Genomic DNA, 12,799 nt, shown 5'->3' with positions numbered 1-12,799 from the left:
CGCCCCGACCGCTTCGATGAGGAAGCGACCGGGGCGACTCTCGTCTGTGCCGGATCAGCCGTCGTAGGAGCGGAAAGCGACGACCGCGTTGTGTCCGCCGAAACCGAACGAGTTGCTGATCGCGAGCTGCGGGCCGTCGCCGAGCGGCTGCGTCTCGCCCGAGAGCTTGAACGGCACGGCCGGATCCGGCTCGGTCATGTTGATCGTCGGCGGGGCGACGCGGTCGCGCAGCGCGAGGATCGTGAAGACCGCCTCGAGCGCGCCGGTGCCGCCGAGCAGGTGCCCGGTGGACGCCTTGGTCGCCGACACCGGGATCTCGTCGATCCGGTCGCCGAAGACGCGCCTCAGCGCGCCGTACTCGTTCGGGTCCCCGACCGGGGTCGACGTGGCATGCGCGTTGATGTGGGTGACCTCGTCGGGGCTCGCGCCGGCCTGCGCCAGCGCCTGCTCCACGGCGCGTGCCGCACCGTGGCCCTCGGGGTCGTTGCCGGTGATGTGGTACGAGTCGGCGGAGACGCCGCCGCCCACGACGTAGGCGTAGATCTTGGCGCCGCGGGCCTTGGCGTGCTCCTCGGTCTCCATGACCAGAGCTGCACCGCCCTCGCCCATGACGAAGCCGTCCCGGTCGATGGCACCCGGCCGCGAGGCGTGCTGCGGGTCGTCGTTGCGGCGCGACAGCGCCTGCGCCGACGCGAACGACGCCATCGTGATCGGGTGGATCGCGGACTCCGCACCGCCGGCGATCACGATGTCTGCGAGATCGTCCTGCAGGTGCTCGTACGCATTCGCGATCGACTCCGTGCTGGAGGCGCACGCGCTCACGACGGTGCGGGCGAAGGCCTTCGCGCCGAAGTACAGCGACAGGTTGCCGGCGCCGGCGTTCGGCATGAGCATCGGGACCGTGAGCGGCATGACCCGGCGCGGCCCCTTCTCGCGCAGCGTGTCCCAGGCGTCCAGGAGCGTCCAGAGCCCGCCGATGCCCGTGGCCCAGTCGATGCCCAGCCGCTCGGGGGCGACGTCGGGGGCACCCGCGTCCTCCCAGGCCTCGCGGGCCGCGATCATGGCGAACTGCACGGACGGGTCGAGGCGCTTCGCCTCATGCCGGGGCAGGACCTCCTCCGGGCGGACGGAGGCCTCTGCGGCGAAAGTCACCGGGAGCTGGTGCTCTGCGACCCAGTCGTGCGTCAGGGTGCGGGTGCCGGAGACGCCGGCGAGCAGGTTGGCCCAGTTCTCCGGGGCGGTGCCGCCCAGGGCGGACGTGGCACCGATGCCGGTGACGACGATGCGCTTGGTCATGCGTGATCCTTCTCAGGGAGCGGGTGGGGGATCCGGGAGCGGATGCGTGCGGAAGAGGAGGATGCCACACCCCGCGGAAGCGCGGGGGTGGCATCCGCAGGTGTCACTCCTGGCCGGCGACGATGAAGCTCACGGCGTCACCGACGGTCTTGAGGTTCTTGACCTCGTCGTCGGGGATGGTGACGCCGAACTTCTCCTCCGCGTTGACGACGATCGTCATCATGGAGATCGAGTCGATGTCCAGGTCGTCGGTGAAGGACTTCTCCAGAGCGACCTCCGAGGCGTCGATGCCGGTCTCGTCGGTGATGAGCTCTGCAAGGCCGGCGAGGACCTCGTCGTTGCTGAAAGCCATGATTTCCTCTTTCTATGGGTGGTTTAGAACCGGTGAACAGTCTAGGAGGTCGCGTCAGCCCGCTCAGGGCAGGACGACGACCTGGGCGCCGAACACCAGACCCGCGCCGAAGCCGATCTGCAGGGCGAGGCCGCCGCTGAGCTCGGGGTGCTCCTGCAGCAGGCGGTGCGTGGCGAGGGGGATGGACGCCGCGGACGTGTTGCCGGTGGTCTCGATGTCGCGGGCGATCACGGTCGTCTCGGGCAGCTTGAGCTGCTTGGCGAACTCGTCGATGATGCGCATGTTGGCCTGGTGAGGGATGAAGGCGGCCAGATCCGAGGCCTCGATGCCGGCCTGCTCGAGCGCCTGCTTGGCGACCTTGGCCATCTCCCAGACCGCCCAGCGGAACACCGTCGGGCCTTCCTGGCGGAGCGTCGGCCAGGGGGCCTGCCCGTCGCGGAACTCGGTGAGGGTGTGGTTCATGCCGACCGCGTCGGCCTTCGAACCGTCCGAGCCCCACACGGTGGCAGAGATCCCGGGGGTGTCGCTCGGGCCGATCACGACCGCGCCGGCGCCGTCGCCGAGCAGGAACGAGATGCTCCGGTCGGTGGGGTCCACGACGTCGGAGAGCTTCTCGGCGCCGATGACGAGCGCGTGGGTCGCGGCGCCCGCACGGATCAGGGCGTCCGCCTGCGCGACCGCGTAGGCGTAGCCGGCGCACGCGGCATTGATGTCGTAGGCCGCGGCGGGGTTCGCGCCCACCCGGTCCGCGACGATCGCGGAGACGGAAGGGGTCTGCTTCGGGTTGCTGATGGTCGCGACGATGACGACGTCGATGTCGGAGGGCGCGACGCCCGACTTCTCGATGGCCTCGACCGCTGCCGTGGTGGAGAGATCGATCGCATCGGTCTCCGGGACCGCGCGCGTGCGCGTGATGATGCCTGTGCGCTGACGGATCCACTCGTCGCTCGAGTCGATCGGGCCGATGAGGTCGTCGTTCGGCACGGCGTTCTCTCCGCGGGCGGCGCCTACGGAGTAGATCCGGGTGTACGCCGGGCCCGTGGCCTGCTTGAGCGTGGTCATGCTGCTTCTCCGTTCAGCAGCGCCGCCGCCGCGTCGAGGTCGTCCGGGGTCTTCACGGCGACGGCGGGGACGCCGCGCAGGCCGCGCTTCGCGAGGCCGGTGAGAGCGCCGGCGGGGGTGAGCTCGATGAGGCCCGTGATGCCGTTGTCGGCGAACGAGGCCATGCACAGGTCCCAGCGCACGGGGGAGGAGACCTGGGTCACCAGGTTCTCCAGCGCGGTCGCGCCTTCGGCGAGGACGGATCCGTCCTTGTTGGTCCAGAGCGTCACCGTCGGGTCCGCGGCGTCGACGCCGGCGACGGCCTCGCGCAGGGTGTCGACGGCGGAGGCCATGTACTGCGTGTGGAATGCCCCGGCGACCTGCAGCGCGATCACTCGGGATCCGCGCACGGGGGCCTCGGCCAGCGCCGCGAGGGCGGGCAGGGAGCCCGCGGCGACGATCTGACCGCCGCCGTTGTAGTTGGCGGGGGTGAGGTCGAGGTCGGAGAGCAGCGCGAGCACCGCCTCCTCGTCGCCGCCCAGGACCGCGCTCATACCGGTCGGAGTCCTGCCTGCGGCATCCGCCATCGCGCGTCCGCGGATGCCCACCAGGCGCATGGCGGTCTCGGCGGGGATCACCCCGGCGTCCGACACGGCGGCGAACTCGCCGACCGAGTGCCCTGCAACGCCGTCGGGTCCGCGGCCGGCCCGCTCGCGCAGGACCTTCGCCGCGACCAGCGAGGCGGCGACGATGAGCGGCTGCGCGATGCGGGTGTCGCGGATCGTGTCGGCGTCGGAGACGGTGCCGTGCTGGACCAGGTCGACCTCGGCGGCCTCCGAGTAGAGCGCGAGGTCTTCGGCGACGCCGTCGAGCTCCAGCCAGGGAGAGAGGAAACCAGGGGTCTGGGAGCCCTGTCCAGGGCATGCGAAGACGATCACGTTCCCAGTCTGCCAACGATTGGCCGGATTCGGTGGCTCAACCCTCACAAGAATCCGCAGATCGGTTATTCAAGACGTACAACGCCGGATTTTGTGAGGGACGCGCGGACGTCAGCGGGGCCTGCGGGGACGAAGTCCGCGCCGGACCGGATCCGCCGTGCCGATGGTGCCGAGCACGAGTGCGGTCTGCAGGATGAACGCCTCGCGCGGACCGGTCGCATCCCAGCCGATGACCTCGCTGATCCGCTTCAGTCGGTAGCGCACGGTGTTCGGGTGCACGAACAGTTCACGCGCGGTCGCCTCGAGCGAGCGGCCGTTGTCGAGATAGCTCCACAGCGTCGTCACGAGATCGGTGGAGTGGTCGTGCAGTGGCCGGAACACCCGCTCGATGAGGGTCTGCTTGGCCAGGGGATCCCCGGCGATGGCGCGCTCCGGCAGCAGTTCGTCGGCGTCCACGGGTCGAGGCGCGCCGCGCCAGGCGCGCGCGACGGCGAATCCGGCCAGCGCGGCGCGGGCGCTCTGCCCGGCGTCGACGAGCGCGGCGACCGCGGGACCGACCACGACGTGCCCCGGGCCGAACGACGGCTCGAACGTGCGGGCGATCTCGGCGAAGGAGAACTCCTCGGGCTCCGCGCCCTCTGCGGAGTCCTCTCCCGCGGCGGGCTTGGCGCGTCCGACCACGAGCACGAGCCGGGATCCCTGCACGCCGATCAATACGTCGACCGCGAGCTTGCGGGCGGTGCGGCGCACCTGATCCACGTCGAACTGGGGCGGCGTGGTGCCTACGATCACGCAGACCTCGCCGTGTCCGTGCCAGCCGAGGGCGGCGATGCGGCTGGGCAGCTCCTCGTCGGCCTCGCCCGTGAGGATCGAGTCGACCACGAGCGCTTCCAGGCGCGCGTCCCACAGGCCCCTGGCCTCGGCGGCGCGCGCGTACACATCGGCGGCCGCGAAGGCCACATCCCGCGAGTACAGCAGGATCGCATCGCGCAGGTGCTGGCCGTTGCCGGCCACGCGCTCCTCGGTCACCTCGACGGTGACCCGGATGAGCTGGAGCGTCTGCTGCAGGCTGACGCTGCGCAGCAGCTCACGGGGAGCCGCGGCGAAGATGTCCGCGGCGATCCACGGCGTCGACGTCGGATCGTCGTACCACTGGATGAACGAGGTGATGCCGGCCTGGGCCACCAGCCCGACGGCGGAGCGTCGGGCCGGTGGCATCTCGGCGTACCACGGCAGCGAGTCCTCGAGACGCTGCAGGGTCGCCGTGGCGAGGTCCCCGGAGATGCGGCGCAACCACGCCAGCGTCTCCTCCTTGGTCATCTCGGGAGGTCTGCTCATCGTGCCGCGCGGGTCAGCTCTCGCCGCCGGCGTTGCCACTGGTGCCGGCGTTCACGTTGTACAGGTCGTACTTCGCGATCGCCTGGCCCACGACGGCGCGGTCGATGCGGCCCTGGTCGGCCAGCGCCTGGAGGGCACGGACCACCATGGACGGTCCGTCGATCTTGAAGAAGCGACGGGCAGCGGCGCGCGTGTCGGCGAATCCGAAGCCGTCGGCGCCCAGCGTGTAGTACGCGCCGGGGACCCACTGGCGGATCTGGTCCTGGACCGCGTGCATGTAGTCGCTCGTCGCGATGAACGGGCCCTGGGCTTCCTTCAGCTTCTCGGTGAGGTAGGCCGTCTGCGGCTCCTCCTCGGGGTGCAGGAAGTTGTGCTCGTCGGCGGCGAGGCCGTCGCGGCGCAGCTCGGTCCACGAGGTGACCGACCAGACGTCGGCGGACACGCCCCAGTCGGCGAGCAGCAGCTCCTGTGCCTCGACCGCCCACGGCACGCCCACGCCCGACGCGAGCAGCTGCACGCGCTGGCCGTCGCCGGATCCGACCGAGATGCGGTGCAGGCCCTTGCGGATCCCCTCTGCGTCCACGTCCTCGGGCTCCGCCGGCATCCGCATCGGCTCGTTGTACACCGTGAGGTAGTACATGACGTCCGGGTTCGGGTGGGTGCCGCCGTACATCTGCTCGATGCCGGCCTGCACGATGTGCGAGACCTCGTAGCCGTATGCCGCGTCGTAGACGAGCGTGGCGGGGTTGGTCGACGCGAGCAGCGGGGACTGCCCGTCCGCGTGCTGCGTGCCCTCACCCGTCAGCGTCGTGCGTCCGGCAGTGGCGCCGATGATGAAGCCGCGGCCCATCTGGTCGCCGGCCGCCCAGAAGGCGTCGCCGGTGCGCTGATAGCCGAACATCGAGTAGAAGATGTAGATCGGGATGAGCGGCTCGCCGTGCGTCGAGTACGCCGTCGACGTGGCGGTGAACGCGGCGGCCGCGCCCGCCTCGTTGATGCCGACGTGCATGATCTGCCCCTGCGGGCTCTCTTTGTACGCGAGCAGCAGCTCCCGGTCGACCGCGGTGTAGTTCTGGCCGTTGGGGTTGTAGATCTTCGCGGTCGGGAAGTACGCGTCCATCCCGAACGTGCGCGCCTCGTCCGGGATGATCGGGACGATCCGCTCGCCGAAGCCCTTGACCCGCATGAGGTCCTTGACCATGCGCACGAAGGCCATGGTCGTGGCGACCTCCTGGTTGCCGGAGCCCTTCTTCGGCAGCGCGTAGTCCTTGTCCTCTGGGAGGTTCAGCCCCACGTGGGTCGTACGGCGCTCGGGGAGGAAACCGCCCAGGTCGTGGCGGCGGTCCAGCATGTACTGGATCGTCTCGTCGTTCTGTCCCGGGTGGTAGTACGGGGGACGGTACGGGTCGGCCTCGAGCTGCGCATCCGTGATCGGAATGTGCATCGTGTCGCGGAACAGCTTGAGGTCGTCCAGCGTCATCTTCTTCATCTGGTGGGTCGCGTTGCGGCCCTCGAAGTGCGGACCGAGGCCGTAGCCCTTGACGGTCTTGGCGAGGATGACGGTCGGCTGGCCCTTGTGCTCCATGGCCGCCTTGTAGGCCGCATAGACCTTGCGGTAGTCGTGGCCGCCGCGGCGCAGGTGCCAGATGTCGTCGTCGGAGTAGTCCTTGACCAGGGCGAGCGCGCGCTCGTCGCGGCCGAAGAAGTTCTCGCGCACGTAGGCGCCGCTCTCGGCCTTGTAGGTCTGGTAGTCGCCGTCCGGGGTGACGTTCATCAGGTTCAGCAGGGCGCCGTCGGCGTCGCGGGCGAGCAGGTCGTCCCACTCGCGGCCCCAGACGACCTTGATGACGTTCCAGCCGGCGCCGCGGAAGAAGCTCTCCAGCTCCTGGATGATCTTGCCGTTGCCGCGCACGGGGCCGTCGAGGCGCTGCAGGTTGCAGTTGATCACGAAGGTGAGGTTGTCCAGACCCTCGTTCGCCGCGACCTGGAGCTGTCCGCGCGACTCGACCTCGTCCATCTCGCCGTCACCGAGGAACGCCCACACGTGCGAGTCGTTGTCCTTGATGCCGCGGTTGGCGAGGTACTTGTTCGTCATCGCCTGGTAGATCGCGTTGATCGGGCCGAGGCCCATCGACACGGTCGGGAACTGCCAGAACTCCGGCATCATCCGCGGGTGCGGGTAGGAGGGCAGGCCGTTCGGGGCGCCGGACTTCTCCTGGCGGAACGCGTCGAGCTGCTGCTCGCTGATCCGGCCCTCGAGGAAACCGCGGGCGTAGGCGCCGGGGGAGGCGTGGCCCTGGTAGAAGATCTGGTCGCCGCCGGACGGGTGGTCCTGGCCGCGGAAGAAGTGGTTGAAGCCGACCTCGTAGAGGGACGCCGCAGAGGCGTAGGTCGAGATGTGGCCGCCGACCCCGATGCCGGGACGCTGCGCGCGGTGCACCGTGACCGCGGCGTTCCAGCGGATCCAGTGCCGGTAGCGGCGCTCGAGGTCCTCATCGCCCGGGAAGGCGGCCTCGTTCTCCGGGGCGATGGTGTTGATGTAGTCCGTGGTCGGAACCATCGGAACGCCCAGGTGCAGATCCTTCGAGCGCTTGAGCAGGCTGAGCATGATCTCGCGGCCGCGGCCGTGGCCCTTCGCGTCGACGAGCTCGTCGAGCGATTGCTGCCATTCGCTGGTCTCTTCGGGATCGCTGTCGAGCGGGCCCTGGGAGTACGGATCCTGGTCGTGAACAGTCACAGGAGGCCTTTCGTCTGTCTGGCAGGTCGTGCCAACGAAGTCGGGATGCGACGCGGGGGAGGCTTGTCGACTCCGCACAAGAGCGCGCGTCTCTCAGCCTAGCCCTCCCGGAGGTGGCCCCGGTTATCCGCGGTCCAGGTCGGCGGCCGACGATGCGGAGGGATCGGACCGGAGCGCGCGGGTCAGGTTCTGCGCGGCGTCGTGCACGAGAACGCCGAGCTCCTGAACGCGATCCGCACCCATGCGGAAGCTGGGTCCGACGATGCTGATCGCCGCCACGATGGCGCCCTCGGTGTCGAGAACCGGGGCCGCGACGACGGTCGCGTCCGGCGCCGACACCGCGCCCAGCGTCACGAAACCGGTGTCCGGCGTCTCGCCGTCCAGGACGGCGCCGACCGCGGAACCGTCCATCTGCACTGTGCGACCCGCCCATCCGGCGAAGCCGACGTGACGGATCGGCTGGTCGCTCTGCACCTCGCGCAGATAGATGCAGCTGCGTCCGGGGCCGCGAACGGTCAGGTAGCTCGACTCGCCGCTGCCATCGGTGAGCCGCTGGAGCACCTCGCCGGAGCGCTCGAACAGATGCTCCGCGCTGGCGGGCTCGGCGTCGAAGCGCGAGCGCGCGAACCGGTGACCGGCAACGTATCCGCCGTCGGTCGTGCGCGCGACGTAGCCCCAGTGCTCCAGGGCGCGCAGAGAGCGCAGCGTCGTGCTCGTGGGCAGACCGCTCGCGCGCGCCAGTTCGGTGAGCGGCTGCGGGCCCGACTCGACCACGGTCGTGAGCAGCTCCAGCGCCCTGTGCACGGAACGGGGGCCGGCACCCGAGTCGAGCGCCTCAGCCTTCTCCTCCGCGGCAGCCGGCCCGCCCTGTCCTGTCGTCCTCATCGACGCCCCTCCGTCCGGTCATGCGACTCACCGAGCCGAATCCTATCCAGGACGGACACCGTGTCGGCCAGCTCGCCGCTCAGGTCGCGGTCCTCGAGCCCGCCGTGCTGCTCCGGCAGCCCGACCAGCAGATCGTCCAGGCCGGGCAGCCGACGCAGGGCGACAGCGAAGCAGGCGAGCATCGTGCGGTAGCTCTCGGTCGCCTGCCGCAGCCGGCGCACGGCTTGCGGCGTGAACGGAGCATGCTCCTCGGCGCCGAGCGAGAGATGCACGCCGTGGCCGCCGTGCGCCGCCGCGAGATCTCGGATGTCGGCGAGCGCCGCGGCCGCGAGGTACTCCAGCATCATCGCCCCCGTCGCGTCCGGGGTCCCGTCACCGAGGAACTCGGCCTGTCCCGTGTAGCGAGGGTTCATGAGCAGCCCGAGTCGTGCCAGCAGCAGGCTCGCGTCCTGGGCGAGGGCGCGCAGCAGGGTGCCGCACGCGAGTTCCAGGTCGACGGTGTAGAAGTTGCCGGTGTGCGCGATCAGCTGCTCATCGGCGAATACGCGGGGGTTCTCGTGCGCGCCGTTCACCTCGGCGAGGGTCGCTTCTCTGCAGCGCTCCCAGGACAACCGCACCGACCCGAGCGATTGCGGCAGCAGGCGCATCGAGAAAGGATCCTGCACGCGGGGGGTGGAATCCGCGCCGGATGGGGCGAGCCGCGCCGCCGCGTCGCGGATCGCCCAGTGGCGGTCCTCGAACGCAGCCGCCGCGAAGTGCTCGGCCGTCGTTCGCAGCGCACGCGCGGAGGCGGCGCCGAGCGCCACCGCCGCGTCGAGCGCACGATCGAGATCGACGAGCGTGAGGGAGGCGTCGGCGAGTGTCAGGGCGCTGCTGCTCATGAACGGGAGGCCGTCGGAGGCGGCGAAGGGTCCGGTCGGCTCGTCCGCGGTGATCTGCAACGCCAGTGCCGCGAGCGCGCCAAGGTCTCCCGTGCCGAGCGCGCCGCCGAAGGCGATCGTCGGAGGGTCTTCTCGGGTCGCCGCAGCGAGCAGGGCGTCGGCGAGCGCGGGACTGACCCCGGATCCACCCCGCGCGAGCTGGTTGGCGCGGATGAGCAGCATCGCCCGAACCCGCTCCGGGTCTGCGGCGGGGCCGAACTGGAGAGCGTGGCTGCGCCACAGACGCAGGCACGACTCCCGATCCCGTACGACCGCGACGCTGCGGCGGGCCCCGACTCCCGTGGAGAGTCCGTACACCGGGCGCGTCGCAGCGAGACGCAGCAGAGTCTCGTGGGCGACAGCGATCGTGCGCCCCGCCGCCGGAGAGTACTCCGCGCGTGCGCGATCATCCGCGAAGGCGCGGATGTCGTCGAGCTCCAGCGATCGATCGCCGAGCATGATCGTGGCCCGCGCGGGCGTCGCCGCGGGCGCGGAGGATCGATTCGGTCGCTCATTCGCGTCGACCATGGGGTCTCCTTCCGCCGGTGCGCGTGACGCGTGGGCCTTGACATTCTGGCAGGCACCAAGTTTCATGTGGTGAACAAGAGCAATTTCACTACATGGCAACACATTGTGGCAAGGGAGCTGCTGATGAATTCCGCCATCACCGACGAAGCCCAGGAACCGGTACCGGAAGGGAAGATCGCCCTCGACCAGATCCCGTTCGGGCCGTTCCACTTCAAGGTCACGATGATGACCTTCGGCGCCAACTTCTCGGACGGCTATGCGCTGGGCATCATCGGAAGCGCGCTGCCGATGCTGGCGGTGCAATGGCATGTCGACGGGTTCTGGCAGGGCATGCTGGCGAGCTCGGCGCTGATCGGTCTGTTCTTCGGATCGTTGATCCTCGGGCGGATCAGCGACCGGATCGGTCGTCAGCGCGTCTACGTCCTGAACTTCATCCTGATCGCTGCGGCATCCCTGGCGCAGTTCTGGGCGCCGAACGTCGAGACGATCTTCGTGCTGCGCCTGCTGATCGGCTTCGGCCTCGGCGCCGACTACGCCGTGGGCCCGACGCTCCTGTCGGAGTTCGCGCCGCGCAAGTCCCGAGGACTCATGCTCTCGTCGCTGACGGTCCTCTGGACGGTCGGCTATGTGCTCGCCAACGTGATCGGCGCCTACGTGAACGTCGGGCCAGACACCTGGCGCTGGCTGCTCGCGTCCGGCTTCATTCCGGCACTGTTCGTGCTGATCGTGCGCATCGGATCGCCGGAATCGCCCGGGTGGCTGATCAGCAGGGGCCGCGGCGAGGAGGCGGCGGCGATCGCGGAGAAGTACCTCAAGACCGGGAACATCTTCATCCCGGCGGCTCATGTCGAGGAGAAGAGCAGCTACCGGGAACTGTTCGGCCCTGCGCTCCGGAAGAGCACCTGGTTCGGGATTCTGTTCTACAGCTGCCAGGTGCTGCCGTACTTCGCCATCTACACGTTCGTCTACACGATCCTCGAGGCGATGAAGGTGTCGGACGCGAACGCGCAGAACCTGCTGATCAATATCTTCCTGCTGGCCGGTGGCGTGGCGGGCCTGTGGGCGATCGCGCGATTCCCGCGCAAGGCGTTCACGTTCTGGACTTTCGTCATCATGACCGTGATGCTGGCTCTGCTCGGGCTCTTCGCAGAGGCGTCGCCGTGGCTGATGCTCATCCCGTTCGTGGTCTACTCGTTCGTGATGTCCGCTGCGTCGAACATCACCCAGGTCTATCCGCCCGAGCTCTTTCCGACTCACCTGCGGGGAAGCGGCGTCGGCCTGCTCAACGCGACCAGTCGCATCGCGTCCGCGATCGGGACGTTCCTGCTGCCGCTCAGCCTGGAGAAGTGGGGAGTCTCCGTGTCGATGTACTGGCTCTCCGCTGTGCTGGCCCTCGGCGCTCTGGTCACCTGGCTGTGGGCGCCGAAGACGGAGGGCAAGAGGCTCGTCTGATCGATGCGCATTCCGCGGCGGGACAGATCAGCCGAGGAACACCGGGGTGCGCCCAGAGAGACTCGAACTCCCGACCACATCGGTGTAAACGACGTGCTCTACCAACTGAGCTATAGGCGCGTGCCCTCCAGCCTAGCGGGGCGGTGTGCCAGGCTGAGCGCATGAACCTTCCGCACGACGATGTCGATCCCGACGGCCTGCTGGAGTACTCGGTGGTCTTCACGGACCGCTCCCTGAACCACATGTCCGCGCGCTTCGTGTCGGTCATGCAGAGCGTGCAGTCCGATCTGCGCGCCGCCTACCGTGCGACGACGACCGCGATCGTCCCCGGCGGCGGCACCTACGCGATGGAGGCGGTGGCCAGGCAGCTCGCCACCGGGCGACGCTGCCTCATCGTCCGCAACGGATTGTTCTCCTACCGCTGGTCGCAGATCCTCGACACCGGCGGCATCGCGCAGAACACGGTCGTGTGCACGGCCCGCCCCGAGTCCGACGACGTGCAGTCCGCGTGGGCGCCGGCGCCGATCGAGGAGGTCGTCGCCGCGATCCGCGCGCAGCGCAGCGAGGTCGTCTTCGCGCCGCACGTGGAGACCGCGGCGGGCATCCTGCTGCCGGACGACTACGTGCGCGCCCTCGCCGATGCGGTGCACGAGGTCGGCGGCCTGCTCGTGCTGGACTCGATCGCGTCGGGCGCGCTGTGGGTCGACATGGAGGCGCTCGGCGTCGACGTCCTGCTGAGCGCCCCGCAGAAGGGGTGGAGCGGATCCCCGGGCGCCGGCTACGTCATGCTGCGCGACGCGGGCCGCGAGGCGGTGATGTCGCGCACCTCGTCCAGCTTCGCGATCGATCTCGCTCGATGGCTGTGGATCTCGGAGGAGTACGTCGCGGGGCGCGCTCCGTATCACGCCACGATGCCGACCGACACGCTCGCGCACAACGCCGCGACCATGACGGAGACGCGCGAGCGCGGTTTCGACGCGCTGCGCGCCGCCCAGTGGGATCTCGGCACGCGCGTGCGCGCCCTGCTGGCCGCACGCGGCCTGCCCTCGGTGGCCGCGGACGGCTTCGCCTCGCCGAGCGTCGCGGTCGTGCACACCACGGATCCGGGACTCCGGACCGGCGTGCTGTTCCGCGAGCAGGGGCTGCAGATCGCCGCAGGAGTACCGCTGCACTGCGGTGAGCCGGAGTCGTTCTCGACGTTCCGGATCGGGCTGTTCGGCCTGGACAAGCTGGCCGACGTGGACGGCACGGTCGATCGGCTGGCGGCCGCCCTGGACCGGATCGGACGCTGAGCCCGACCCGGTTCGGACGT

At 69.7% G+C, this 12,799-nt stretch carries 10 protein-coding genes and 1 tRNA gene; 2 read left to right on the top strand and 9 right to left on the bottom strand.

The annotated features are described in order from the left end of the window. Window positions 1-54: 54 nt before the first annotated feature. The 8 genes from RS86_RS02505 to RS86_RS02470 all read right to left on the bottom strand — a co-directional run bounded on the left by RS86_RS02505 (window position 55) and on the right by RS86_RS02470 (window position 10,035). Window positions 55-1,296, bottom strand: a complete 1,242-nt coding sequence (locus RS86_RS02505; RefSeq protein WP_045270634.1) for a beta-ketoacyl-[acyl-carrier-protein] synthase family protein — start codon at window positions 1,294-1,296, stop codon at window positions 55-57. Window positions 1,297-1,399: 103 nt separating this feature from the next. Then, window positions 1,400-1,648: an acyl carrier protein gene (locus RS86_RS02500; protein WP_045270633.1), complete on the bottom strand. Its 249-nt coding sequence runs from the start codon at window positions 1,646-1,648 to the stop codon at window positions 1,400-1,402. Window positions 1,649-1,711: 63 nt separating this feature from the next. Beyond that, a complete protein-coding gene (locus RS86_RS02495) occupies window positions 1,712-2,710 on the bottom strand; it encodes a beta-ketoacyl-ACP synthase III (RefSeq protein ID WP_045270632.1) in 999 nt (332 codons plus the stop codon). After that, window positions 2,707-3,627, bottom strand: coding sequence for an ACP S-malonyltransferase (locus RS86_RS02490; protein ID WP_045270631.1), 921 nt, complete (start codon window positions 3,625-3,627; stop codon window positions 2,707-2,709). The genes RS86_RS02495 and RS86_RS02490 overlap by 4 nt, the downstream gene beginning before the upstream one ends. Before the next feature lie 111 nt (window positions 3,628-3,738). Continuing rightward, window positions 3,739-4,947, bottom strand: coding sequence for a PucR family transcriptional regulator (locus RS86_RS02485; protein ID WP_200892730.1), 1,209 nt, complete (start codon window positions 4,945-4,947; stop codon window positions 3,739-3,741). A 31-nt stretch (window positions 4,948-4,978) separates the two neighbouring features. Next, window positions 4,979-7,702, bottom strand: a complete 2,724-nt coding sequence (aceE, locus tag RS86_RS02480) for a pyruvate dehydrogenase (acetyl-transferring), homodimeric type (protein ID WP_045270629.1) — start codon at window positions 7,700-7,702, stop codon at window positions 4,979-4,981. A gap of 123 nt (window positions 7,703-7,825) precedes the next feature. Next, window positions 7,826-8,587 carry an IclR family transcriptional regulator gene (locus RS86_RS02475; protein ID WP_045270628.1) on the bottom strand — a complete coding sequence of 254 codons (762 nt, stop codon included), beginning with the start codon at window positions 8,585-8,587 and terminating at the stop codon, window positions 7,826-7,828. Beyond that, entirely contained in the window at window positions 8,584-10,035 is a 1,452-nt protein-coding gene (locus tag RS86_RS02470) for an aromatic amino acid lyase (protein WP_052680021.1), read from the bottom strand. Before RS86_RS02470 ends, RS86_RS02475 begins: the two co-directional genes overlap by 4 nt. A gap of 123 nt (window positions 10,036-10,158) precedes the next feature. Between RS86_RS02470 and RS86_RS02465 the strand changes: the two genes are divergently transcribed. Next, window positions 10,159-11,487, top strand: coding sequence for an MFS transporter (locus RS86_RS02465; protein WP_045270627.1), 1,329 nt, complete (start codon window positions 10,159-10,161; stop codon window positions 11,485-11,487). Window positions 11,488-11,534: 47 nt separating this feature from the next. On the opposite strand, the gene RS86_RS02460 is transcribed toward RS86_RS02465, so the two are convergent. Beyond that, a tRNA-Val gene (locus RS86_RS02460) sits at window positions 11,535-11,607 on the bottom strand. A 41-nt stretch (window positions 11,608-11,648) separates the two neighbouring features. Here RS86_RS02460 and RS86_RS02455 point away from each other — a divergent pair. Further along, window positions 11,649-12,779 (top strand): aminotransferase class V-fold PLP-dependent enzyme, encoded by a 1,131-nt coding sequence (locus RS86_RS02455; RefSeq protein WP_045270626.1) that lies wholly within the window; start codon window positions 11,649-11,651, stop codon window positions 12,777-12,779. Window positions 12,780-12,799: the final 20 nt, after the last annotated feature.

It is taken from the genome of Microbacterium azadirachtae, from assembly GCF_000956505.1.
GTDB lineage: Bacteria > Actinomycetota > Actinomycetes > Actinomycetales > Microbacteriaceae > Microbacterium > Microbacterium azadirachtae_A.
This window is presented reverse-complemented; position numbering and strand designations above follow the sequence as displayed.

What these genes read in the sequence shown, in the direction of transcription:
- RS86_RS02505 (WP_045270634.1), bottom strand. Translation starts at nt 1,296, where the DNA reads ATGACCAAGCGCATCGTCGTCACCGGCATCGGTGCCACGTCCGCCCTG.
- RS86_RS02470 (WP_052680021.1), bottom strand. Translation starts at nt 10,035, where the DNA reads ATGGTCGACGCGAATGAGCGACCGAATCGATCCTCCGCGCCCGCGGCG.
- RS86_RS02455 (WP_045270626.1), top strand. Translation starts at nt 11,649, where the DNA reads ATGAACCTTCCGCACGACGATGTCGATCCCGACGGCCTGCTGGAGTAC.
- RS86_RS02465 (WP_045270627.1), top strand. Translation starts at nt 10,159, where the DNA reads ATGAATTCCGCCATCACCGACGAAGCCCAGGAACCGGTACCGGAAGGG.
- RS86_RS02485 (WP_200892730.1), bottom strand. Translation starts at nt 4,947, where the DNA reads ATGACCAAGGAGGAGACGCTGGCGTGGTTGCGCCGCATCTCCGGGGAC.
- RS86_RS02475 (WP_045270628.1), bottom strand. Translation starts at nt 8,587, where the DNA reads ATGAGGACGACAGGACAGGGCGGGCCGGCTGCCGCGGAGGAGAAGGCT.
- RS86_RS02500 (WP_045270633.1), bottom strand. Translation starts at nt 1,648, where the DNA reads ATGGCTTTCAGCAACGACGAGGTCCTCGCCGGCCTTGCAGAGCTCATC.
- RS86_RS02495 (WP_045270632.1), bottom strand. Translation starts at nt 2,710, where the DNA reads ATGACCACGCTCAAGCAGGCCACGGGCCCGGCGTACACCCGGATCTAC.